Below are 25,556 nucleotides of genomic sequence, written 5' to 3' on the forward strand. Positions count from 1 at the left end.
GAGGGGTGGATGGCGATTGCGCTTATCCACCCTAAAAAATCAGGCAGTTATCGACACACTTTTGATTTGCGCATACAGCCACTGACCTGGTTTTATCATTAGCTCGTCCCTTGCCCACGGACTAATCCGCGCCCACAACGTCCTTGAACCCACCTCCAACTGGACTTCCACCTGCCCTTCATCGTCGTAACATTGGGCAACTTTCGCCCGCAACACGTTACGAATACTGCTATTGACCGGTGGCTGGAGAACCAACGAAACATCCGATGCCTGAATGCGAATGCGTAACGCGGACTGTAACGGTTTATCCAGTTTATTGACCCACAGATGCTGGTCGCCAAGCGCCAGAGCGGTCATCGCGTAATGCGGATGGTGTTCCAGCACAGTCACTTTTAACACGCTACTTTGCTGCTCTTTGGGCAACCAAGGGTGCATCACGCTGCTGCCCCACACCTCTTCAAGATGACCAAAGGCTTTTACTGCGCCAGCATCAAGCACCAGGACTTTATCCGCCAAATGCAGGATCTCTTCCAGCGAGTGGCTGACATACAGCATCGGAATATTTATTTCCCGCGCCAGGCGTTGCAGATAAGGCAACAGTTCGCGTTTACGGGGGATATCCAACGAGGCCAGTGGTTCATCGAGCAGTAGCAATTCAGGCGAGGTTAACAACGCACGACCAATCGCCACACGCTGTTTTTCGCCGCCGGACAAACTCCACGGGAATCGGTCCAGAAGCGGTTCAATCCCCAGTAATGCCACCAGTTTATCGAACTGCCCGGCGGCACTTCTCGGCATGCCATATTTCAGGTTTCCACGCACACGGTAATGTGGGAACAGGCGCGCATCCTGGAATACATAACCAATGCGACGTTTTTCCGGTGTCAAAAAACGCTTATTTTCTGCATCACTCAGCACGCGGCCATTAAGGACAATGCGGCCTTGCTGTGGATGAGTCAGACCACTGATCGCGTTGATCAACGAGGTTTTACCCGCGCCTGAAACGCCAAAAATAGCGGTAATTCCCTGGCCCGGTAAGGTTTCATTTATCTCAAGACGATGCTCGCCTAGCGTCTGAACGAAATTGAGCTCCAGCATCAGACTGCCCCTATCCGCTTACGGCTCTGTCGTGCAAGCCATTCCGCAACCAGCAATGACGCCAGCGCCAGCACAATTGAAATCACGCACAAACGTGCCGCCGCATTTTCGCCACCAGGGGTTTGAATCAGTGTGTACATCGCAGAAGGAATGGTGCGTGTTTCACCGGGGATATTAGAAACGAAGGTGATGGTGGCGCCAAACTCGCCCAGCGAGCGCGCAAATGCCAGCACAGTTCCGGCAATAATACCTGGTAACGTCAAGGGTAACGTAATAGTACAAAACACCCGCCAACGTCCCGCGCCGAGCGTGCGAGCGGCCTGTTCGAGTTTCATATCTACGCTTTCGAGTGCCAGACGAATCGCTCGCACCATCAACGGGAAGGACATCACCGCCGCCGCAAGCACCGCGCCGCGCCAACTAAAGGCGAACGTGATACCGAAAACGTCGTAAATCCAGGCACCAATCACGCCCCGCCGCCCCATCGCAATCAGCAATAAGTAACCGACAACAACAGGTGGGAGCACTAACGGAAGATGGATAATACTGTCGAGTAGCGCTTTGCCCGGGAACCGGCAACGCACCAGCACCCAGGCAAAGAAGATCCCAAAAGGAAGGCTAAACAGCACCGCAAGGGTTGAGACTTTCAGGCTCAGCAGTACTGCCTGCCATTCGGGATCAGTGAGTATCATTATTTTGTTATTGTCGTAAATCCGTAACGTTGGAAGATAGCTGCCGCTTCCGGTCCTTTCAGATAGGTGTAAAAGGCGCTCACGGTTGGGGTGTCGTGGCCTTTCACAATGGCAATCGGGTATTCCACTTTCTTATGAGAATCTTCAGGGAAAGTCCCGACCACTTTCACGCCTTTGCTTGCGACCGCATCAGAGCCATACACAATACCAAGCGGTGCTTCATCACGTTCCACCAGCGCCAACGCGCCACGAACATCTTCTGCCGGAGCAAGTTTCGGCGATAGCGTATCCCACGCGCCTAATTTTTGCAGCGCTTCTTTAGCGTAAATACCTGCCGGAACGTGATCAGGGTCACCAACCGCCAGACGGCCGCCTTTCAGCAATGAAGCCCAGTCAGTTTTAGCGTTAATCACAATATCGCCCATTTTACTGGATTTCGGTGCCACAACTACCAGGCTGTTGCCGAGCAGTGTTTCACGAGAATCAGTTTTAATCGCGTCTTTGCTTACCGCGTAATCCATCCATTTCTGGTCTGCAGATATGAATAAATCGGCCGGGGCACCCGCTTCGATTTGACGCGCAAGCGTGGAGGATGAAGCAAATGAAGAGGCGATTTCAACGGTTTTGCCTTTCTGATATTGCGTCGCAATATCCTGCATCGCATTGGTTAACGATGCTGCAGCAAATACCGTGATTTTGCTGTTATCGGCGAAGGCTTGCCCCGCCAGAGTGACGCTTAATGCCGCGCCGAATGCCAGACGTACCCACTGCTTAGCCATGTGTTACTCCATTGAGTTTCGTTATGTACGACATAATATAACGGTGCTAAGACGGAATTTACAGAACTTATCGGCAAGGCGAACGGAAAGTTTACCCGCCGAGGTCGTTCAAGCGGCAGTGATTACAGCAAGAAAATGGTCGCAAGGCCGAGGAAAATAAAGAACCCCCCGGTGTCGGTGATGGCGGTGATCAGCACGCTTGAACCCACTGCTGGGTCTTTCCCCATACGCATCATAATCATTGGGATCAGCACGCCCATCAGCGATGCCACCAGCAAATTGAGCACCATCGCCAGCGTCATAACGCCGCCCAAAGCGAGGTCATCGTAGAGTAACCAGGTCACGCCTCCCATCACGCCTCCCCAGATAATACCGTTAAATAACGCTACCCCCAGTTCGCGCAGCACCAGGAAAGAGAAGTTCCCTGGCTGAATATGTTGCAGCGCCAGTGCTCGCACAATCATGGTGATGGTTTGGTTTCCGGTGTTACCGCCGATGCCCGCAACAATCGGCATTAGCGAAGCTAAAGCCACCAATTGTGAAATCGTATGTTCAAACAGGCCAATTACGCGGGAGGCGACAAATGCGGTGCACAAATTAATGGCAAGCCAGGCCCAACGCGCTTTAACCGCTTTGCTGACCGGTGCAAACACGTCTTCTTCGGCACTTAAACCACCCATCCGGCGCAAATCGTTATCGGTTTCTTCATAAACCACATCGACGATTTCATCGATGGTCAGGCGGCCAATCAGTTTGCCGCTACTGTCGATAACCGCCGCACTGATTAAGTCGTCGCGCTCAAAGGTTCGCGCCGCGGCTTCATCGTCGTCTTCAGGGGCAAAACAGGTGGGGTTATCGTCCATCACATTTAGCACCAACGTTTGCGGCGCATGCAGCAAAATGGTGGTCAATCCTAGCTCCCCAAGCAGCGTTTTATCGCGCGTGGTGACAAAAACTTTATCGGTGTTTTGCGGCACTTTACCGCGGATGCGCAGAAAACGTTGCACTACCGCCAGCGTGACATCGGCTCGCACCGTGATCACTTCGAAATCCATGATCGCGCCGACACTGTGTTTTTCGTAGCGCAGCACTTGCCGGACGCGAGCGCGTTCTTCTTGTGGCAGGGTTGCCAGCAAGCGCCCCATCAAATCACGAGGCAGATATTGTGCAAGGTAGATTTGGTCGTCGATATCCAGCGGGCGAATAATATTAAGCAGAGCTTTATCGCTCATGCCTTCAATCAAGTCGTCCCAGACGGTTTCCGAGGCTTCAATCAATACTTTGCCGCGCTCGTCATCTTTGACCAGGCTCCACAATGCATGACGTTCTTCGGAGGGGAGTGCTTCTAATACGTCGGCCAGATCGCCTGCGGGCAGTCTGGCCACCAGCGCCACGATTTCGGCGATATCTTGCTCTGGAGTATGGGTATCGGGCTGCGGGAATTTACCGAGAATACCGGTGGCAACCGCTTTATTGGTTAATAGAATCTGGAGGATCCGCGCCCGGTCTTGGGCACGCTGCTTAGTGCTGTACTTTTGAGTGACAGACATCTGGCCATTTTCCCTAATTGCGACCCGCTAAGTTATAGCGCTTCGTGGCACAGAAAACAAAAAACCAGCCGATTAAGGCTGGTTTACATGATGGAGATTAGTTTTCCGTTCGGGCGACGGCATCGCGCGACGCATGTTCACGTTCATGTCCCGTTAATTCACTCAGTTGTCCCTGGCGCATTTCCAGCAACCGATCGGCATGAACAAAATAGTGATCGTCATGGCTGATGGCAAAAATGGTTTTGCCCATTTGCTGCATCACCGGTAACAACACCTGATAAAACTCACGGCGGAAATGTGGATCCTGGTCTGCGGCCCACTCATCAAGCAAAATGATGTCGCGTTCTTCAGCCAGCGCCAGCAGCAACGCCACACGTTTGCGCTGCCCTTTTGAGAGTTTCAGATTCAGGATTGTGCCGTTTTCCAGTTCAAGTTTTTCGCTCATTTTCAGGCGTTCAAGCCAACTCGACACTAATTCTGGATTGGCTTGCGCCCCTTGCGGTCCCAGCAGGCGGTCAAACAGCCAAACGTCGGTAAACACCGCAGAAAACAGTTTGCGATAGTCATCCTGATTGCTGGCATCAATCTTTTTGCCATCCAGATAAATTGCGCCGGATACCGGCTGGTAAAGCCCGGTCAACAACATCGCCAGCGTTGATTTACCGCTGCCATTTCCGCCAATCAGGAACAGCAATTCACCGCGTTCAATTTTGAGATTTAACGGCCCAACGGAGAAGGTGTTATCGGCATACTGGAACACCACATCACGCATCTCAAGCGTTTGCCAACGAGTAGGTTCAGCACTGCGCGGGAATTCAGCCTCGTATGGTGCAAGATGGAATTTATTCAGTTTATTGAATGCCACTTGCGCGGTCAGCAACGTGGGCAGAGCGCCAATCGCGGACAACATCGGGGTACGCAGGAACAGCAGCGTCAGGGAAAAAGTGGCCGCGACGTTGGTATCAGACCAACCGAGGCTATTGGCCATCCAGAATACCAGGCCGATAGCACCGAGCATCATGATATTCGACCAGTTTACCGCGCTCAAATGATAGGTATCAGCGCGAATAATATGGCGACGGTAGTCATTGGCATGGGGAATATAAGTATCTTCGTAAACACGTTCCGCACGTTCGCGGTTTAACGCTAACTCCTTGCGGCCTTCGATGACGGTCTGATAATCGTTGTACAACTGGTCTTCGATTTCACGCAGTTGCGCAAGGTGCTTGTACACACGTGCCACCAACACATAGCCGCCATAAATGGTGACCGCGACCCAGAGTGCCGTCACGCCGAGCATTTTCGGTGAGAGCCACGCCAGATAGGCCGCTGAACCCAGGGTCAAAATAATGCCTTGTACCAGTTCAGGTAGGCGCACAAATGCAATCGTAATATTGCGGACATCGCTGGTTAGACCGGCTAATAGCGCGGCACTGCCGAGCTTTTCGATTCGCTCAACATGCGTGTCCATCAGGCGTTTAATAAACTCACTACGCAGACGGTACACAAAGTGGTGGCCGAGTGTGGTCAACGCCCACTGTGAACCGAGTGTCACCACCATGAGCAACAGTAACAGGCCAAGAAATTCGGGTAATACCGATAGAGAAATATCCGGCGTTTCAATCAGTCGCAGATTGATAAAGGCGATTAACCCGATACCCAACGCCGCGCTGAGTAGACTGAGTGTCATCACCATCAAGAAAGGCCAGCGATACTGCCGGTAAACCACACGCAAAAGTTCCATCACTCAAGACCTGTAAAACGAAAACAGCGAGCAGTTTAAACGGCTCGCCATCAACAGCAAGAATAATTCTTATTATTATCCTTCATACTTCACGCTGCCTCTTTGTTGGCTACGTTTACTCACCCGAATCACTTACTCTAGTAAGCTCATCGGGATTCGTTCTCTTGCCGCCTCGATGCAACGTGAATTATTTCGGATAATTATTTAGCGTGTACAGCGGAATGTAAGGTTGAAACGAAACTCGCCGGTGGCTGGATGATCCGCTAGTTTGAGGGGCAAAATACCGTGGTAAAACAGGCGAGACGCCCCGCCCCACACCACGACATCACCGTGTTCGAGCATGACTCTTTTCAGTGGGTCGTTGCGTTTAAGGCCGCCGAACTGAAACACCGCTGGCACCCCGAGTGATACAGAGACAATCGGCTGTTGCAGATTGAGCTCGTCTTTGTCCTGGTGTAGTGACAATTTAGCGCCCGGTGCATATCGGTTAATGAGACAGGCGTCGGGGTTAAACCCGTTATAGCCCGCAGCACGCGATGCGGTATCGGACAACGACCTGAAAAGATCCGGCATTGCAGGCCAGGGCTGCGACGTTAATGGATCAATCGGCGAGTAGAGATAACCGTGTTTATCAGTAGTCCAGCCAGCTTCACCGCAGTTAGTCATCGCCACCGACATCGTATAGCCGCCGGGGGTGACCATCTGACGAAAAGGTGAAATTGCGGCGAGCGCCGATATTTGCGCGAGAAGTGCCTGCGCGTCTGCACAGGCAAATCGGCGCAGGATCACCGCACCTTCCGCCAGTGGCTCCTGCCAGGGCGCTTCATCGGCAAATAAATCGAGCATCACTCCTCCTGCTGTTCGGCTTCAATCTCAAGCAGTTGGCGCTTACGTTCAACGCCCCAACGGTAGCCCGAAATCGCGCCATCGTTACGCACCACCCGGTGACAGGGAATAATCACCGCCAGTTTGTTTGCGGCGCAAGCCCCGGCGACAGCACGAACAGCCTGCGGTTTGCCGATACGCTGCGCAATATCGCGGTAGCTGGCGGTTTGACCGGCAGGGATTTCGCGCAACGCTTGCCACACTTGCTGCTGGAAGGCGGTTCCCTGAATATCGAGCGGCAGAGAAAATTGCTGGTTGGGGTGTTCAAGAACGCTCACGACCTTTGCGACATGCTGAGAAAAAAGCGCGTCGCCAGCCACTAATGCGGAATGCGGGAACAAACTTTCCAATTCATTAACCAGTGCCTGACCATCGCTACCTAATAGTATGGCGCAAATCCCACGCTCACTCTGGGCGACCAGGAATTCACCCAACCGACAAGACCCCACCACAAATTGAATCACGGTGCGTTCACCGCCCTGCCGATATTGCTTCGCCGTCATCCCTAATACCTTATCCGCCTGTTGGTAATAGTTACTGCCCGATTGATAACCGGCGTCGAAAACCGCGCGCGTGACGGGTTCGCCCTGCGCAAGTTGTTCACGCAGTCGTTTTGCGCGCAACGCTTTTTGCCAGGCGTGGGGCGTAAGCCCTGTGACCTGTTTAAAAAGCCGGTGAAAATGAAACGGGCTCATCGCCACAAGCGCGGCGAGTTCTGCAAGAACCATCGGCTCACTGCGGCTTTCTAAGATTCGACAGGCTTGAGTGATGCGAGCGATTTTCTGTTGTTCGGCAGTTTGTTTGTCAGGCTGGCAGCGTTTACAGGGGCGAAAACCGGCCCCCACAGCCGCTTCAACATTTTCGAAGAACAGAACATTTTTGCGTAAGGGATGGCGTACGCGACAAGATGGGCGGCAGCATATCCCGGTGGTTTTCACCGCAAACACAAACTGCCCATCAGCGCGATTATCGCGGGTTTCCACAGCCTGCCAGCGACTTTCCTCGTTGGCTTTGTCAAAAAACACGTTCATGACTGGCTCCTGTATTTTGCTGTCATGGACTCATGCTGACAGCTTACACATGGCGAAAAACCCGCAATCTTGCTTTCTAATTCTACTCGGTTAGCAGAAAAGTTTTGAACTGTGGCGACATCCATGTGGTAAAGCTGTCGCCTTCTTTGGTGATCAGATAGACCGCCAGCCCCTCTTTCTGCGCGACCTGTTTGGCTTTTTCCGTGCCAAGTACCATCAAGCCCGTATCCCAACCATCGGCTTCCAAAGCGGTCGGCGCAATCACGGTCGCGGAAACTAATTTGTGTTGAATGGGTTGTCCGGTTTGCGGATCGATCACGTGCGAAAGGCGTTTGCCATCAAGCTCGTAGTAATTGCGATAGCTTCCGGAAGTGCTGATACCGTGACCGTTGAGATCCACCACCGCCTGCACCGCGTTTTCACGATCGGTCGGTTTTTGAATTGCAACGCGCCAGGCTTTACCTTCGGCATTAGTGCCACGCGTCACAACGGCTCCGCCAACGGAAACCAAATAGCGGCTGATGCCGTTTTGTTCCATTAAACGTGTCAGATGATCGGCGGCGTAACCCTCCCCGACGGTCGAAAGATCAACATACAAGCCGGGGAGATCCTTCTGTAACCATTGTTTCCCTGACTGATTAATCACCGTCAAATGATGTAGGCCAGTTAACGCTTTCGCGGCATCAATTTGCGCCTGAGTGGGTGTTTTGACTGGCTGTTTATCCGGGCCAAATCCCCAGAGGTTCACCAACGGCCCAACGGTAATGTCCATCGCTCCCTCTGTTTTTGCGCCAATGCGCAAAGCCATGGTCACGATATCGCTCATCGCTTCATCAACCGCATAAGGTTCCGTCGAGCGGGATTGGTTGAATCGCGATAATGCGGAGTCCGTTTTATAGGTCGACATCAGGCGATCGTCGCCGTCTAACTGCGCCTGAATTTTTTCACGTAGCTCTGTCTGCCGAGCATTGTCTACGCCTGCGAGGCTTGCACGCCAGTACGTGCCCATGGTTTTGCCTTCCAGCACCATGCCGGAATTGCCTTTCGCTGTTGGGTTATCACAGCCAGCCAAAGCGCCAACGACTATGGCAAACAGGCCATAGCGTAATAAACGTAAATCCATTGTGTCTCTCTCCTGTTTGAGCGCAAAAGGGTACACCAACTGGCTTAGAATGTGGTTAAAAGTGCATGTTTGTTGAGAGTACAGACGTAAAAAAGGCGCCCTGAGGCGCCTTTTAAGCTAATACTGCGAGAGCAGAAATTAGAACTGGTAAACCAGACCAACACCTACGATGTCATCAGTACCGATGCCAGCGTCACGGGTGAAGTTGTTTTCGTCCAGCAGGTTGATTTTGTAATCAACATAGGTGGACATGTTTTTGTTGAAGTAGTAAGTCGCGCCGATATCAACGTATTTAACCAGATCCTGGTCGCCGTAACCTTCCAGGTCCTTACCTTTAGACTGCAGGTAAGCGATGGATGGACGCAGACCGAAATCGAACTGGTACTGAGCTACAACTTCGAAGTTCTGTGCTTTGTTAGCAAAGCCCAGGTCACCCGCGCGAGTTGCGTTGTAAGTCTGGGTGTACTGAGTTGCCAGGTAAACGTTGTTAGCGTCATATTTCAGACCACCGGTGTAAGTTTCAGCGCGATCGCCTTCACCTACAGCCATGTTGTTCTGATCAACAGTACGCTTGGAGCTAGAGATAGCTGAACCCAGGCTGAAACCTTCGCCCAGATCATAAGTTACGGAGCCGCCGAAGCCGTCACCATTCTGTTTCAGAGGTTTACGACCGTTTTGGGTAGCGCCTTCACCCTGAGTACCGCCGTTTTCGCCTTGATATTGCAGAGCAAAGTTCAGGCCATCAACCAGACCGAAGAAGTCGGTGTTACGGTAAGTAGCAACGCCGTTAGCACGGGATTGCAGGAAGTTATCAGAACCGTAGGTGTCGCCGCCAAATTCTGGCAGAACGTCAGTCCATGAAGTTACATCGTAAACTACGCCGTAGTTACGACCGTAATCGAATGAACCGTAATCAGCAAAGCGAACACCAGCAAACGCAAGACGAGTCCACGCTTGATCGCTGCTACCTTCAACGTTGTTTGCTTGAACGTTGTATTCCCACTGGCCGTAACCGGTCAGTTGGTCATTAATCTGAGTTTCGCCTTTGATGCCTACACGGAAGTAAGACTGGTCACCGTCAGCGCCTTTGTCGTCAGAAAAGTAATGTAAGCCATCTACTTTACCGTACAGATCTAATTTATTGCCGTCTTTGTTGTAAATTTCGGCCGCATGAGCGGTGCCTGCTACCAGCAATGCTGGAACCAGGAGGGACAGTGCTTTAACTTTCATGTTATTAACCCTCTGTTATATGCCTTTTTATATGCCACTGCTTACTGATTAAATTACTAATCAGTCGGCGAACCCATTGTCCAAAACAAATACAGATTAATCCAACCCGAATATGATACTAAAACCATAGAGATGTTTCATTTATCCATATAGGTGTTTCAAAATGTAAATATGAGGGAACTTTTTTCAGCACAAAAAGACCATAACGTAAGCACTAATAATCAAAAAAAATATAATTTATATATAAATCAAACAAATAACCAATATTTATAACTGTAGCACTGAATGTTAAAACATAGCTCTGATTTATATATAAAATATATCTCGCTATCATCATTAACTTTATTTATTACCGTCATTCAGCTTTGAATGTCTGTTTTACCCCTATTTTGGACCGGATGCTTGCATCCGGTTTTTTTTACGCTTCTTTACGTAACTTTAAACATTCTGTGCTATCCACGCAAAAAAGTAATGACTATTAAGAAAACGCTCACTTTTCTGTCATGAAATCCTACCGTCAAAACGGGAATTTTCCTAAAAAGACAAACCCGACAATCAATCATTCCAGAAAAAACAGTTGTACAGCCAGCATTTCCTTGTACAAAAATAACCCGACTCTCTGCCTAAAATATCCTCCATTTAACGCCGTTATTTTGGCGAATTATCAACAGCCTGGAAATGTGGCAATTTCGAATTATACTCGTTGAGTTTTAACACACAGACGATGACGCCAACGCTGGTTGCAGGTATTCTTACCAAGGGCGCGTTGGTTCTATTGCTAACCGCTTTCAACGCCTGCCTGCTGGCCTGGCAGAGCAGTGGATATTTTAAAGTGGCGAATGCTCGCCGGGTTGCGCGCTAACAATGAGTCAGTCAGACAGTATGATCCCTAATAAATTTTCGCTAATCCCCGGCAATATCACGCGCTTCTTCCTGCTATTGATCCTCGTGCTACTGGTCGCTATGGGTGTCATGGTACAAAGCGCCGTCAACACCTGGCTGAAAGATAAAAGTTATCAGATCGTCGATATCACTCATGCGCTGCATAAAAGGGTTGATGTATACCGTTACGCGACCTGGCAAATTTACGACAATATTGCTGTCTCCACCTCTCCGGCCAGTGATGGGCTACAAGAAACCCGTCTGCGCCAGGATGTCTACTATTTAGATAAGCCACGCAGTAAAACTGAAGCCCTGATTTTTGGCTCCCACGACAGTTCTACCCTGGATACCACCCAACGTATCTCGACTTACCTCGATACGTTATGGGGTGCCGAAACCAGCCCGTGGTCGATGTACTATTTAAACGGCCAGGATAACAGCATGATTCTGGTCTCAACGTTGCCACTAAAAGATCTCTCCAGCAGTCTTAAAGACAGTGGCGTCAGTACCATAGTTGATTCCCGCCGCGCTGAAATGCTTCAACAAGCAAACGCACTGGATGAACGAGAAAGTTTTTCTCTGCTGCGCACGCTGACCTGGCAGAACGGCCACTACTTTACGCTGCGCACCACCTTTAACCAGCCAGGCCATCTGGCCACTGTCGTGGCGTTTGATTTACCCATTAATGATTTGATTCCGCCTACGATGTCGCTGGACAGTTTCCGTCTGGAAAATAACGATGCGCAAAAACAGATTAACAGCGCAGAGAAAGATGGCCCGGAAAGCGTGACCATTAATTTTAATGGTACAAAAATTGATATCACCTCCCCTCTTGCCACCACGAATCTTCGTCTGGTGTGGCAAGTGTCGCTCGGCACTTTGCTGATGGACACCTTGCAGAACATTTTATTCCCGCTGTTGCTCAATCTCGGTCTGCTGGCACTGGCGCTGTTCGGTTTCACCAATTTCCGCCAACATACGGCACGTCCTGCCGAAGTGCCGAGTGGCAATGCCGAATTACAAATCTTACGCGCACTAAATGAAGAGATAGTCGCACAGCTGCCACTGGGGTTGTTGGTACATGATCTGGATTCAAACCGTACCGTTATCAGCAATAAAATTGCCGACCACCTGCTCCCGCACCTGAACTTGCAAAACATTATTGCGATGGCCGATCAGCATCAAGGGGTCATTCAGGCGACTATCAATAACGAACTGTATGAAATACGCCAGTTCCGTAGCCAGATTGCCCCGCGCACGCAGATTTTTGTCATTCGCGATCAAGACCGCGAAATCCTGGTCAATAAAAAGCTCAAACAAGCTCAACGCCTGTATGAGAAAAATCAGCAGGGGCGGATTATGTTCATGCAGCATATTGGCGAAGCGCTTCAGCTGCCGGTGAAGAACATTGCCGAACAAGCAAGCGCACTCAGTACGCCAGAAGCGCGTGGCATAGCCAATGAAGCGCAAAAGATTGTGCGTTTGGTGGATGAGATTCAGCTACTCAATATGCTTGAGTCCGACACATGGAAAACCAATGCGACGCAATTTGCTATTCAGCCATTGATTGATGAAGTCGCGCTGGAAATGCTGCCGATAATCAAACGCAAAGGCTTACAACTGCTTATTAACAACCAGCTTGCTGCGGATGAAGAACGCCACGGCGACCGGGAAGCGCTGCGTAAAGTGCTACAATTGCTACTGCACTATTCCGTGACCACGACGCAAATTGGCAAAATCACCCTTGATATCAGCGAGGAAGAATCCAACCCTGATCGATTGTTATTCCGTATTCTGGATACTGGCGAAGGGATTAGTAGCGGTGAAGTCGATAATCTCCACTTCCCGTTCCTGAACGAAACGCATGAAGATCGTTATGGGCGAGCCAACGGATTAACCTTCTATTTGTGCGATCAGTTGTCTCGCAAAATGGGCGGGCATTTGAATATCAAAACCCGTGAGGACATTGGGACTCGCTACAATCTACATATCAAAATGACCGCAGAACCGCAGCCAGAAGAGCAAGAAGAGAAATTGCTTGATGACGTGGTGGCGATGATTGATATCACCTCAAATGAAGTGCGGAGTATCGTCACGCGTTTGCTGGAAAACTGGGGAGCCCGGTGCATCACCCCGGATGAAAGACTGGCAAGTCAAGAGTTTGATATCTTCCTGACAGATAATCCGTCTAATCTTACATCTTCGGGATTACTTTTAAGCGATGATGAGAACGGAATGCGTAAACTCGGCCCTGGTCAGTTCCGGGTTAATTTTAATATCAGCAATGCGATGCAAGACGCGGTGCTACAACTGATTGAAGAACAATTGGCGCAGGAAGGAATTTCTGAGTCACCGCTAGGCGGCGATGAAAATGCGCAGCTTCATGCCAGCGGTTATTACGCGCTGTTTGTTGACACAGTACCGGAAGATGTTAGGAGATTGTATACTGAATCTGCAGCGCACGATTTCGTGGCGTTAGCGCAGACAGCTCACCGCCTGAAAGGGGTGTTTGCAATGCTCAACCTGGTACCCGGCAAGCAGTTATGTGAAACGTTAGAGCATCACATTCGTGAAAGTGATGCTGCCAACATACAAAAATACACCAGCGATATTGACGCTTACGTCAAGAGTTTGCTGTAGCAAGGTAGCCTATTACATGAACAGTATGAACGTAATTATTGCCGACGACCATCCGATTGTCCTGTTCGGCATTCGTAAATCTCTCGAGCAGATCGAGTGGGTGAATGTTGTCGGTGAGTTTGAAGATTCCACAGCGCTTATCAATAACCTTCCAAAACTTGATGCTCATGTTTTGATAACCGATCTCTCAATGCCTGGCGACAAGTACGGCGACGGCATCACGCTTATCAAGTACATCAAGCGTCACTTCCCTGGCCTGTCGATCATCGTTCTGACGATGAACAACAACCCTGCTATTTTAAGCGCGGTATTAGAACTTGATATCGAAGGGATTGTGCTGAAGCAAGGCGCGCCAACTGACTTACCAAAAGCACTGGCCGCATTGCAGAAAGGCAAAAAATTTACACCAGAAAGCGTGTCTCGCCTGCTGGAAAAAATCAGTGCGGGTGGTTATGGCGACAAACGTTTGTCTCCAAAAGAGAGTGAAGTTTTGCGTCTGTTCGCAGAAGGTTTCCTGGTTACCGAAATTGCTCGCAAATTGAATCGCAGCATCAAAACTATCAGTAGCCAGAAAAAATCAGCAATGATGAAACTGGGTGTGGAAAATGATATCGCCCTGCTGAACTACCTTTCTTCAGTCAGCTTGTCTCCAGCCGACAAAGAGTAACTCTCCCCTTCAGACTTCAAGCTGCAGGACTAAAATGCCCCTGGCGTTTTAGTCCTGCAACTCGAATTATTTAGCTGTAGGGTTTCTAATCTCGATGCTCACGAACCCTTGCCGCATAAAGCTCAACTGTCGTTTTGAGAATATCCAGCGTCACCGGCTTCGACAGGCAGCTATCCATTCCAGACTCAAGACAACGTTGTTTCTCTTCGGCCAGCGCATTGGCTGTCACGCCCACTACTGGCAGCGTCAAACCGAGCTGACGGATACGCTGTGTCAGACGATAACCATCCATATTCGGCATGTTGACGTCGCTGAGTACAATATCAATGTGATTTTTACTCAGTACATTGAGCGCATCCACGCCATCATTCGCCGTTTTACACTGATAACCCAGTGATCCCAGCTGATCCGCCAGCAAACGTCGGTTGATAGGATGATCATCGACGACGAGGATCATCATGTCATCGTTACGTTCATTGTTACCCGAAGGCGTAGGTGCATCCGTATTAACACCAGGCAGGTTTACCGTAACGCTGAAAATCCGCCCCAATAGCAGCAGCAAATCATGAGGTGCGGCAAGGCTGTGAAGCCAGCATCCCGGGGTCGCTTCAATAGGAATACCGATATGGCGGCGGCAGAAAATAATCGCGGCTCGCCCTTCCCAGGCATTTCCCAGTTCATCATCGGTAATTAATACATCGTCGCTATCCGGCGTTTGGCCCTGATACTGCCGTACTTCAAAGTGGTTTCTTATCAGTATCGACTCGAGGAATTTACTCAGCGAAGCATTCCGTACCGCCAGCCAGCATCGCTTATTCACCAACCCTTCAACCTGCGCAGGCTCAGCGTAACTCGCACTGTATAAAGGAATGCGAATCGTAAACTGGCTCCCCATTCCCACTTCGGTATCAACAGAAATATCGCCATCCATCATGCTGATAAGCTTTTCACAGATAGCCAGGCCGAGGCCGGTTCCCTGGAAATTGTGCTGTACGCCCGTGCCCGCCTGGAAGAAGGGATCAAATAACTTCGTGACTTCTTTGGCTGGAATACCCACGCCGGTGTCGCGCACGCGCAGCGAGAGATAATCCCCTTCCACACTGACATGCAGAACAATGCAGCCAATATCGGTGAATTTAATGGCGTTACTCAGCAAGTTGGAAATCACTTGCTGCAAGCGCATCGGGTCACCTTGCAGCGTCAACGGCACATCTGGCTCGATAAAACAGTACAGTCCCAGCTGTTTGCGCACCACCAGCGGTAAATAGTTGGCAGTTATATGGCTCATCACTTCACGCGGTGAGAAGACTCGCGGCTCTATTTTTAACTGTTCTGACTCGATTTTTGAAAAGTCGAGAATGTCGCTGATGATTTTCAGCAACAGGCTTGAAGAGTTGCTCATCGCCGTCACCAGGCGATCGACACCTTTCGGCAACTCTTTGGTTTGCAATAAATCCAGGTTACCGATAATGCCATACAACGGCGTACGCAATTCATGGCTAACCGTTGCGAGGAACATCGATTTTGACTGGCTCGCCTGCTCCGAGGCTTGCGCCATTTCCTGCAGCGATTCTTCCATTTTGACGCGCGCACTGACATCCACCAGCACACAAATCGCGACGTTTTCATTACGATAACGGGAATGGACAAAGCTTATCTGCAGGTTGGTATGGCTGCTGGTTAACACATCAACAAAGTTAACCTGCTGACCACAAATAATTTGCGTTAACCGCTGCCGGTCTTCATGCGTCAACATGTTGAGATAATTGTGCGCCAGCTCGTTACTCAGGATGTTTGTCCCATCCTGAGTACGAAGAATGCAGATCCCGACAGGAGCGGAAGCGACTATTTTACGGTTGAACTGCTCGTGTTCTTCCAGGCGCAGAGCGTCATTTTCTGCAGGAATAAACACCCGTTTTTCATACATCCGCGCCAGGGTAAACAACACTGCCCCGACAAGAATATTCAGCAACACCGCGTTCAGGATCAGCATGCGGATGCGCTCAAGCACCATATCCACAGGGACTGAATACACCACGCTCATTGAAGAAGGCGGTAAGTTTTTCTTGAGAATGAAGTGCTTAAAGCCCGATGTATAGCCAAACCATGAGCGTTCCTGAAGCCATTTTTCTTCAGGCTGAATACGCATTTCCGGGCCGTTAAGTGTGATAAGCGGGCGACTATTTTCATCGAGAATAGTGACGCCAATCGGCATGGAGCCCGGCGAAAGGAAGTTTTCCATGCGGATGGTTTGCTCAACACCCAGCAGTGCCTGAAGGCGGTTCGCCAGATAAACAGGCGTCAGCGTATAGAAGTATCCAACGCCCGGGCGTGCGCCTGGGCCAATCCAGTAGATACTGTTGCTGTGTTCATCCTGCGGCGCGGTGCGATATTTCATGATGCGTTCATGCAAGTTTTTCAGCGCTTTTTCGCGCTCAAGAGGCATTTCACGCAGGCCGAAATCCGCCATACACAGGTTATCGCCACCAATCAAAAAGACGCGGTTGAGGTCATAGGCTGCCGAGAAATTATCCCGCCAGTAACGTAAAAACCACGCCAGAGATTGCAACGAGGTACGCCACGAAGCGCTGACGGCGGTGCAGTCAGAGTCCGGGAACAAGGGCATGAAGCTGGGTGGGTCAATTTTGTTGTCGTCATTATCCATTACCGGCAATACGCCATTGGTCGCGGTAAGACGATTTTCTGCAATGTATTTGAGCTCTTTCACCACATCAGACGTACGCTGAATGTAACGCTGCGCCTGGTCGAAGCTGATATTAAATTCCTGACGAATTTCTGACTCTTTCTCGTGTAACGCATTCACGATATAGAACACGGAAAAGAGTGCAATCAACAGCCAAAGCAATAAAGCCAGAGCCCGGAACAGGTAGCGGGAGACTTTGAGTGTGGTGCGAAAAGAGACAAGATATTTCAAATTGAGCCAGGTCCGGGAAATTGCAAAACGTTGGATGCCGTTAAGGTAGCCGCAAAAATCGCAGCCCGCAACGGCAAAGCAAGAAGGTTTATCGCGTTCGGTACACCCAGACCGGCGTTAAGATCAGAACTTTTCGATAACCTTAAAGTGCATTAACACCAGTGTCATATCCGGTGAGAACAGGTCGTACTCTTCAAAAAAGCGTTTATGCTCGTTGCGCCAGTAAGCCAGGGTTTTATCACCTTCCCCTTCAGCCAGTGCATGGGCTTCGCCCACCTGATCAAAAGTGGTCATTTCCGTGGTAGTCAGTTCTATCGCGCAAACCGGCTTATTCTTGCCATCCACGACCACAAAGATATCACCAGGCTGCGCGATACCCTCGCCATCCAGGTTAGCGCAGGTGGCTGTTTTCACGCCATCCAGCACCAGTTTGGCCAGTTCATCCGCCTGACGCTCAGTGTCACCGAATGCCCAGCGTTCTACATCTTCATACTTTTCAGGAATAGACATTGTTACCGTACCTTTTATTCGAACCATCAACTGATAATAAAATATAAAACGCCCGATGCAATTTCTTGCACCAGGCGTTTAAGAGACAAAACACTTCAACCAACAAAATTCAGATTATTCGTCCGCTTCGTCGTCGGTATTATCGTCGGCTGCGTCTTCACTTTCTGCTTCTGGTGCGATGTCGTCATCACCTTCAGCAACGGTGCCGTCGATTGCGTCCAGCTCTTCTTCGTCGACCGGTTCTGCAACACGTTGCAGACCCACTACGTTTTCATCATCCGCAGTACGGATAAGGATAACGCCCTGGGTGTTACGGCCAACGACACTGACTTCAGAAACGCGAGTACGAACCAGAGTACCTGCATCGGTAATCATCATAATCTGGTCGGTATCTTCAACCTGTACCGCGCCAACGACGCTGCCGTTGCGCTCGGTCACTTTGATGGAGATAACGCCCTGAGTCGCACGTGACTTGGTCGGATACTCATCAGCAGCAGTACGCTTACCGTAACCATTCTGCGTCACGGTCAGGATAGAACCTTCACCGCGTGGAATGATCAGGGAAACGACTTTGTCTTCGCCTGCAAGTTTGATACCGCGTACACCTGTTGCCGTACGGCCCATGGTACGAACGGCGTCTTCTTTGAAGCGCACCACTTTACCCGCAGCCGAGAACAACATCGCTTCATTGCTACCGTCAGTCAGATCAACACCAATCAGTTCGTCACCTTCGTTCAGGTTAACGGCGATGATGCCCGCAGAACGTGGACGGCTGAAGTCGGTCAACGCAGTTTTCTTCACGGTGCCGCTCGCGGTCGCCATAAATACGTTAACGCCTTCGGCATACTCACGTACTGGCAAGATAGCAGTGATACGTTCGTTCGGTTCCAGCGGTAACAGGTTCACAATTGGACGGCCACGCGCACCACGGCTCGCTTCCGGCAACTGATAAACCTTCATCCAATACAGACGGCCACGGCTGGAGAACAGCAGAATGGTATCGTGCGTATTGGCAACCAACAGACGGTCGATGAAATCTTCTTCTTTAATGCGTGCTGCGGACTTACCTTTACCACCACGACGTTGTGCTTCGTAGTCGGTAAGAGGCTGATACTTCACATAGCCCTGATGGGACAGCGTCACAACCACATCTTCGCGGTTGATCAAATCTTCAATGTTGATATCAGAGGTGTTCGCCGTGATCTCAGTACGACGCTTGTCGCCAAACTGATCGCGCATCGCAACCAGCTCTTCGGTGATCACTTCCATCAAACGTTCAGCGCTGCCCAGAATGTGCAGCAACTCAGCGATCTGCTCCAGCAGCTCTTTGTATTCGTCGAGCAGTTTTTCGTGCTCAAGGCCGGTCAGTTTCTGCAAACGCAGATCCAGAATGGCCTGAGCTTGTTGCTCGGTCAGGAAATATTGACCATCACGAATACCGAACTCTGGCTCCAGCCACTCAGGACGCGCAGCGTCATCACCGGCACGCTCAAGCATCGCGGCAACGTTGCCCAGATCCCAAGAACGCGCGATCAGGCCTGCTTTCGCTTCTGCCGCATTTGGAGAGTGACGAATCAACTCGATAATCGGGTCGATGTTAGCCAGCGCAATCGCCAACCCTTCAAGGATGTGTGCACGGTCACGCGCTTTTCGTAGTTCGAAAATAGTACGACGCGTGACAACTTCACGACGGTGGCGCACGAACGCAGAAAGAATGTCTTTCAGGTTCATGATCTTCGGCTGGCCCTGATGCAGCGCAACCATGTTGATACCGAAGGAAGTCTGAAGTTGAGTCTGGGAATAGAGGTTGTTCAGAACCACTTCGCCCACTGCATCGCGTTTGATTTCGATAACAATGCGCATCCCGTCTTTATCTGACTCATCGCGCAGAGCACTGATGCCCTCAACGCGTTTGTCTTTCACCAGCTCAGCGATTTTCTCAATCAGGCGAGCTTTGTTCACCTGGTATGGAATTTCATGAACGATGATAGTCTCACGGCCGGTTTTGGCGTCCGCTTCTACTTCCGCGCGTGCGCGGATATAAATCTTGCCACGACCTGTGCGGTACGCTTCTTCGATACCACGGCGGCCATTGATGATAGCAGCAGTCGGGAAATCCGGGCCTGGGATGTGTTCCATCAGCCCTTCAACGGAGATGTCTTCGTCTTCAATAAACGCGAGGCAGCCGTTGATCACTTCAGTAATGTTGTGTGGCGGAATATTCGTCGCCATACCTACTGCAATACCGGAAGAACCGTTAACCAACAGGTTAGGGATCTTGGTCGGCATCACATCAGGAATACGTTCGGTACCGTCGTAGTTATCGACAAAATCGACCGTATCTTTTTCCAGATCGGCCATAAGTTCGTGGGCGATTTTCGACATACGGATTTCCGTATAACGCATCGCTGCGGCGGAGTCGCCGTCTACTGAACCGAAGTTACCCTGGCCGTCGACCAGCATGTAACGCAAAGAGAATGGCTGCGCCATACGTACGATGGTGTCATAAACAGCCGTATCACCATGAGGGTGGTATTTACCGATTACGTCACCAACAACACGGGCAGATTTTTTATAGGCTTTATTCCAGTCATTGCCCAATACGTTCATGGCGTAAAGTACGCGACGGTGTACCGGCTTGAGTCCATCGCGGACATCTGGCAGTGCGCGGCCGACAATAACCGACATCGCGTAATCCAGATAGGAGCTCTTAAGCTCTTCCTCAATGTTGACCGGTGTAATTTCTCTGGCAAGGTCGCTCATGTATCCGCTATCCCTCTACTGTGTCCCGGATTCAAAGGTCGCAAATTATAACACAAGCGGCGCTCAGTGGGGAAACCAGAACACATTTGCAGAATGCTTTATTCACAGACGTTGACTGATATACTCCCGCCACGAAACGAGTAAGGAGTGAGTAGCCCTATGAATGCCGAAGACCAACCCGTCATCCACAACGTCGACCATGATGAAATCGCAAAATTCGAAGCCGTTGCCTCGCGCTGGTGGGATTTAGAAGGCGAATTTAAACCGCTGCACCGTATTAACCCGCTGCGTTTGGGCTATATCAACCAACGTTCTGGTGGATTGTTCGGTAAAACGGTGCTTGATGTCGGCTGCGGTGGCGGTATTTTGGCAGAAAGCATGGCTCGTGAAGGCGCAACAGTCACCGGGCTCGATATGGGTTTCGAGCCGCTTCAGGTCGCTAAACTTCATGCGTTAGAAAGCGGCATTCAGGTGGATTACGTTCAGGAAACCGTTGAACAACACGCGGATAAGTTTGCCGGTAAATATGACGTTGTCACCTGTATGGAAATGCTGGAGCATGTGCCCGATCCAAAATCGGTCGTGAGTGCCTGTGCAATATTAGTGAAGCCCGGCGGTCATGTCTTTTTCTCCACGCTTAACCGTAATGGCAAATCCTGGCTGATGGCCGTAGTCGGTGCGGAGTACATTCTGCGCATGGTGCCAAAAGGCACGCATGATGTTAAAAAATTCATCAAACCGGCTGAATTGCTGGCGTGGGTCGATGAAACTCAGCTACGTGAGCGTCACATGACCGGGTTGCACTTTAATCCCCTGACGAACACGTTCAAACTTGCACCAGGTGTTGACGTTAACTACATGTTGCACACCCAGGGTTAATTCAAGTTCAGCAATACGAGAAAACGATAGAAATTGCGTGACATCAAGTTGCGCAATCATCCTAAAGTTTAAGAAATCAGCACTCGATCAAAAATATCATTTTTTTTGCATCCCATTGACAATTGTCACAAGCCTTACGTGACGTGGACTTAGAGAAACATGGGTTGTCACAACACCAATTTTTCCACGAAATCAATACTTGTTCTCAATCGATTAGTTACTAGAATACTCACCATATAGTGATCAAGTAATCCACAACCCCCTACATATAGTATTTATCCACAAGGTTAGCCACAAGCGGCCAACTGTGGATAAACGGGGCATTTTTCATTTCACGGACAGGTACAAACTCACATGAATCAGAGTCTGCTGGTTACAAAACGTGACGGTCGCACTGAGCGCATCGATCTGGATAAAATCCACCGAGTTCTGGATTGGGCCGCTGAAGGTCTGAATAACGTATCCGTATCGCAAGTTGAACTGCGCTCGCACATCCAGTTTTATGACGGCATCAAAACCTCTGACATTCATGAAACGATCATCAAAGCTGCGGCAGATTTGATTTCTCGTGAAGCGCCGGATTATCAGTACCTGGCCGCGCGTCTGGCTGTTTTCCATCTGCGTAAAAAAGCGTACGGCGAGTTCGAGCCGCCAAAACTTTACAACCATGTCGTGAAAATGGTTGAGATGGGCAAATACGATCAACATCTGCTGGAAGACTACACGGAAGAAGAGTTCAAGCAGATGGACGATTATCTCGACCATGATCGCGATATGAGCTTCTCCTACGCCGCTGTTAAACAGCTCGAAGGCAAGTACCTGGTTCAAAACCGTGTTACGGGTGAAATCTACGAGAGCGCACAGTTCCTCTATATCCTGGTTGCCGCGTGTCTATTCTCCGGCTACCCGCGTGAAACTCGCCTGAGCTACGTGAAGCGTTTTTACGACGCCGTTTCCACCTTCAAAATTTCTCTGCCTACGCCGATCATGTCTGGCGTGCGCACCCCGACTCGTCAGTTCAGCTCTTGCGTTCTGATTGAGTGTGGCGACAGCCTGGACTCCATCAACGCCACGTCCAGCGCAATTGTGAAATACGTCTCCCAACGTGCAGGCATCGGCATCAACGCCGGCCGTATTCGTGCGCTGGGTAGCCCAATTCGCGGCGGTGAAGCGTTCCATACCGGTTGTATTCCGTTCTACAAACACTTCCAGACCGCAGTGAAATCCTGCTCTCAGGGCGGTGTGCGTGGTGGTGCTGCAACGTTGTTCTACCCAATGTGGCATCTGGAAGTTGAAAGCCTGCTGGTGCTGAAAAACAACCGTGGCGTTGAAGGCAACCGCGTTCGTCACATGGATTACGGCGTACAAATCAACAAACTGATGTACACCCGTTTGCTGAAAGGCGAAGACATCACCCTGTTCAGCCCGTCTGACGTCCCAGGCCTGTATGACGCCTTCTTTGCCGATCAGGAAAAGTTTGAGCAGCTGTACACTAAATACGAAAAAGACGACAGCATCCGTAAACAACGCGTGAAAGCCGTTGAGCTGTTCTCGCTGATGATGCAGGAACGTGCATCTACTGGCCGTATCTATATCCAGAACGTTGACCACTGCAACACCCACAGCCCGTTTGATCCGGCTATCGCGCCTGTTCGCCAGTCCAACCTGTGTCTGGAAATTGCGCTGCCGACCAAACCAATGAATGACATCAACGACGAAGACGGTGAAATCGCACTGTGTACGTTGTCTGCATTTAACCTTGGCGCTATCGAAAGTCTGGATGAACTGGAAGAGCTGGCTATTCTGGCGGTGCGTGCGTTGGATGCGTTGTTGGACTACCAGGATTACCCAATCATTGCCGCGAAACGTGGTGCAATGGGCCGCCGTACTCTGGGTGTGGGCGTCATCAACTTCGCGTACTACCTGGCGAAACATGGCGTTCGTTACTCCGACGGCAGCGCGAACAACCTGACGCACAAAACCTTCGAAGCGATTCAATATTATCTGTTGAAAGCGTCGAACGAGCTGGCGAAAGAGCAAGGCCCTTGCCTGTGGTTCAACGAAACCACTTACGCTAAAGGCATTCTGCCTATCGACACCTACAAGAAAGACCTGGATGTCATCAGCAACGAACCGCTGCATCTGGACTGGGAATCGCTTCGTGAATCAATTAAAACTCACGGCCTGCGTAACTCCACGCTTTCTGCGTTGATGCCGTCTGAAACCTCGTCGCAAATTTCCAACGCGACCAACGGTATCGAGCCACCACGCGGCCATATCAGCATTAAAGCGTCGAAAGACGGTATCCTGCGCCAGGTTGTGCCAGATTACGAAACGCTGAAAGACAACTATGAGTTGCTGTGGGAACTGCCAAACAATGACGGTTACCTGCAATTAGTCGGTTTGATGCAGAAATTTATCGACCAGTCGATCTCTGCAAATACCAACTACGACCCATCGCGCTTCCCGTCAGGCAAAGTGCCGATGCAACAGTTGCTCAAAGATTTGCTCACCGCCTATAAATTCGGTGTCAAAACGCTTTACTATCAGAACACCCGTGATGGCGCGGAAGATGCGCAAGACGACCTGGCGCCTTCTATCCAGGACGACGGCTGCGAAAGCGGCGCATGTAAGATCTAATCTTATCCCCTCACCCTCTCCAGAATGCTTTCCCCCTCTCCCTCAGGGAGAGGGTCGGGGTGAGGGGAAATTAACACCACAGGACTTCTATATTCATGGCTTACACCACTTTTTCACAGACGAAAAACGATCAGCTCGCGGAACCGATGTTCTTTGGCCAGTCGGTTAACGTTGCGCGCTACGATCAGCAAAAATATGACATCTTCGAAAAGCTGATTGAAAAGCAACTTTCCTTCTTCTGGCGCCCGGAAGAAGTGGACGTCTCCCGTGACCGCATTGACTACCAGGCTCTGCCCGATCACGAAAAGCACATTTTCATCAGCAACCTGAAATACCAGACGCTGCTGGACTCCATTCAGGGCCGCAGCCCGAATGTCGCCTTGCTGCCGCTGATCTCGATTCCTGAGCTGGAAACCTGGGTTGAAACGTGGGCGTTCTCCGAAACCATCCACTCACGATCTTACACCCACATCATCCGTAACATTGTTAACGATCCGGCGATTGTGTTTGACGATATCGTGACCAACGAAGAAATCTTAAAGCGCGCGAAAGATATCTCCGGTTACTACGACACGCTGATTGAGATGACCAGCTACTGGCATTTGCTGGGTGAAGGCACGCATAACGTCAACGGCAAAACCGTGACCGTAAATCTGCGCGCGCTGAAGAAACAGCTTTATATCTGCCTGATGAGCGTTAACGCGCTGGAAGCGATTCGCTTCTACGTGAGCTTCGCCTGTTCTTTCGCTTTCGCCGAGCGCGAACTGATGGAAGGCAACGCGAAAATCATCAAACTGATAGCCCGCGACGAAGCGCTGCACCTGACTGGCACTCAGCACATGCTGAACCTGATGCGCTCCGGTGAAGACGATCCTGAAATGGCCGAAATCGCCCAAGAATGCCGCCAGGAATGCTATGACCTGTTCGTACTGGCCGCTGAGCAAGAAAAAGAGTGGGCCAGCTATCTGTTCCGCGACGGTTCAATGATCGGCCTGAACAAAGATATTCTCTGCCAGTATGTTGATTATATTACGAATATCCGCATGCAGGCTGTCGGTCTGGATCTGCCATTCAAAACGCGTTCAAACCCAATCCCATGGATCAATGCCTGGTTGGTGTCTGACAACGTACAGGTTGCGCCGCAAGAAGTCGAAGTGAGTTCTTATCTTGTTGGTCAGATTGACTCGAATGTCGATGCTGACGACCTGAGCAATTTCCAGCTTTAAGCCATGAGCCGCATTACATTACGCAAATCCGGTACACAACTGTTATGCGGGGAAGAACACCCTTCCCTGCTGGCGACGCTTGAATCTCATCAGGTCACCGTCGAGTATCAGTGCCGTGAAGGTTATTGCGGCTCCTGCCGTACTCGTTTAATTGCCGGGGAAGTGAAGTGGCTCACCGAGCCACTGGCCTTTATCCAACCCGGTGAAATTCTCCCCTGCTGCTGCAAAGCGCAGGGGGATATTGAAATCGAGATGTAGCCAGGGATAAAAGGAAAAAATGCA

The 25,556-nt window shown here is 50.5% G+C and carries 19 protein-coding genes; 7 read left to right on the top strand and 12 right to left on the bottom strand.

Translation table 11 applies throughout. From position 1 onward, the window contains the following. Positions 1 to 39: 39 nt before the first annotated feature. The 9 genes from modC to OH773_RS15310 form a co-directional block, all read right to left on the bottom strand. Positions 40 to 1,098, bottom strand: coding sequence for a molybdenum ABC transporter ATP-binding protein ModC (gene modC / locus OH773_RS15270; RefSeq protein WP_183271054.1), 1,059 nt, complete (start codon positions 1,096 to 1,098; stop codon positions 40 to 42). Then, positions 1,098 to 1,790, bottom strand: coding sequence for a molybdate ABC transporter permease subunit (modB, locus tag OH773_RS15275; protein ID WP_270139667.1), 693 nt, complete (start codon positions 1,788 to 1,790; stop codon positions 1,098 to 1,100). The genes modC and modB overlap by 1 nt, the downstream gene beginning before the upstream one ends. Continuing rightward, entirely contained in the window at positions 1,790 to 2,569 is a 780-nt protein-coding gene (gene modA, locus OH773_RS15280; protein ID WP_270139669.1) for a molybdate ABC transporter substrate-binding protein, read from the bottom strand. Before modA ends, modB begins: the two co-directional genes overlap by 1 nt. A 122-nt stretch (positions 2,570 to 2,691) precedes the next feature. Further along, positions 2,692 to 4,119 (bottom strand): magnesium transporter, encoded by a 1,428-nt coding sequence (mgtE, locus tag OH773_RS15285; protein ID WP_270139671.1) that lies wholly within the window; start codon positions 4,117 to 4,119, stop codon positions 2,692 to 2,694. Between the two features lie 97 nt (positions 4,120 to 4,216). Beyond that, complete coding sequence (locus tag OH773_RS15290) at positions 4,217 to 5,863, bottom strand: multidrug ABC transporter permease/ATP-binding protein (RefSeq protein WP_270139673.1); 1,647 nt, start codon at positions 5,861 to 5,863, stop codon at positions 4,217 to 4,219. A 204-nt stretch (positions 5,864 to 6,067) separates the two neighbouring features. After that, positions 6,068 to 6,709: a DNA oxidative demethylase AlkB gene (gene alkB, locus OH773_RS15295; protein ID WP_270139675.1), complete on the bottom strand. Its 642-nt coding sequence runs from the start codon at positions 6,707 to 6,709 to the stop codon at positions 6,068 to 6,070. Then, a complete protein-coding gene (gene ada / locus OH773_RS15300; RefSeq protein WP_270139677.1) occupies positions 6,709 to 7,779 on the bottom strand; it encodes a bifunctional DNA-binding transcriptional regulator/O6-methylguanine-DNA methyltransferase Ada in 1,071 nt (356 codons plus the stop codon). The genes alkB and ada overlap by 1 nt, the downstream gene beginning before the upstream one ends. 82 nt (positions 7,780 to 7,861) lie before the next feature. Beyond that, entirely contained in the window at positions 7,862 to 8,902 is a 1,041-nt protein-coding gene (gene apbE / locus OH773_RS15305) for an FAD:protein FMN transferase ApbE (protein ID WP_270139679.1), read from the bottom strand. A gap of 138 nt (positions 8,903 to 9,040) precedes the next feature. Beyond that, positions 9,041 to 10,132: a porin OmpC gene (locus OH773_RS15310; RefSeq protein ID WP_270139681.1), complete on the bottom strand. Its 1,092-nt coding sequence runs from the start codon at positions 10,130 to 10,132 to the stop codon at positions 9,041 to 9,043. Positions 10,133 to 10,835: 703 nt separating this feature from the next. Between OH773_RS15310 and OH773_RS15315 the strand changes: the two genes are divergently transcribed. The 3 genes from OH773_RS15315 to rcsB are packed head-to-tail and all read left to right on the top strand — an operon-like array spanning position 10,836 to position 14,321. Further along, complete coding sequence (locus OH773_RS15315; RefSeq protein WP_183271063.1) at positions 10,836 to 10,994, top strand: hypothetical protein; 159 nt, start codon at positions 10,836 to 10,838, stop codon at positions 10,992 to 10,994. A gap of 2 nt (positions 10,995 to 10,996) precedes the next feature. Next, entirely contained in the window at positions 10,997 to 13,654 is a 2,658-nt protein-coding gene (gene rcsD, locus OH773_RS15320) for a phosphotransferase RcsD (protein WP_270139684.1), read from the top strand. A 16-nt stretch (positions 13,655 to 13,670) separates the two neighbouring features. Next, complete coding sequence (gene rcsB, locus OH773_RS15325) at positions 13,671 to 14,321, top strand: response regulator transcription factor RcsB (RefSeq protein ID WP_270139686.1); 651 nt, start codon at positions 13,671 to 13,673, stop codon at positions 14,319 to 14,321. A gap of 85 nt (positions 14,322 to 14,406) precedes the next feature. Here rcsB and rcsC read toward each other — a convergent pair whose 3' ends face one another. From rcsC to gyrA, 3 genes are all read right to left on the bottom strand, one after another. Further along, the gene (rcsC, locus tag OH773_RS15330) at positions 14,407 to 17,256 is read right to left on the bottom strand and encodes a two-component system sensor histidine kinase RcsC (protein ID WP_270139688.1); all 2,850 of its coding nucleotides are present in this window, start codon (positions 17,254 to 17,256) and stop codon (positions 14,407 to 14,409) included. Between the two features lie 123 nt (positions 17,257 to 17,379). Next, entirely contained in the window at positions 17,380 to 17,766 is a 387-nt protein-coding gene (locus OH773_RS15335; protein WP_183271075.1) for an ASCH domain-containing protein, read from the bottom strand. Positions 17,767 to 17,880: 114 nt separating this feature from the next. After that, positions 17,881 to 20,529 carry a DNA topoisomerase (ATP-hydrolyzing) subunit A gene (gyrA, locus tag OH773_RS15340; protein ID WP_183271076.1) on the bottom strand — a complete coding sequence of 883 codons (2,649 nt, stop codon included), beginning with the start codon at positions 20,527 to 20,529 and terminating at the stop codon, positions 17,881 to 17,883. Positions 20,530 to 20,688: 159 nt separating this feature from the next. On the opposite strand from gyrA, the gene ubiG reads away from it, so the two are divergent. The 4 genes from ubiG to yfaE all read left to right on the top strand — a co-directional run bounded on the left by ubiG (position 20,689) and on the right by yfaE (position 25,532). Next, positions 20,689 to 21,408: a bifunctional 2-polyprenyl-6-hydroxyphenol methylase/3-demethylubiquinol 3-O-methyltransferase UbiG gene (gene ubiG, locus OH773_RS15345; RefSeq protein ID WP_270139691.1), complete on the top strand. Its 720-nt coding sequence runs from the start codon at positions 20,689 to 20,691 to the stop codon at positions 21,406 to 21,408. A 354-nt stretch (positions 21,409 to 21,762) separates the two neighbouring features. Then, positions 21,763 to 24,048 (top strand): class 1a ribonucleoside-diphosphate reductase subunit alpha, encoded by a 2,286-nt coding sequence (nrdA, locus tag OH773_RS15350; protein WP_270139693.1) that lies wholly within the window; start codon positions 21,763 to 21,765, stop codon positions 24,046 to 24,048. A 95-nt stretch (positions 24,049 to 24,143) separates the two neighbouring features. Next, positions 24,144 to 25,274 carry a class Ia ribonucleoside-diphosphate reductase subunit beta gene (nrdB, locus tag OH773_RS15355; protein WP_183271079.1) on the top strand — a complete coding sequence of 377 codons (1,131 nt, stop codon included), beginning with the start codon at positions 24,144 to 24,146 and terminating at the stop codon, positions 25,272 to 25,274. A 3-nt stretch (positions 25,275 to 25,277) separates the two neighbouring features. After that, positions 25,278 to 25,532, top strand: a complete 255-nt coding sequence (yfaE, locus tag OH773_RS15360; protein WP_270139696.1) for a class I ribonucleotide reductase maintenance protein YfaE — start codon at positions 25,278 to 25,280, stop codon at positions 25,530 to 25,532. The last annotated feature ends 24 nt before the right edge of the window (positions 25,533 to 25,556 follow it).

Source organism: Buttiauxella sp. WJP83 (genome assembly GCF_027594725.1).
GTDB classification, from domain to species: Bacteria; Pseudomonadota; Gammaproteobacteria; order Enterobacterales; family Enterobacteriaceae; genus Buttiauxella; species Buttiauxella selenatireducens.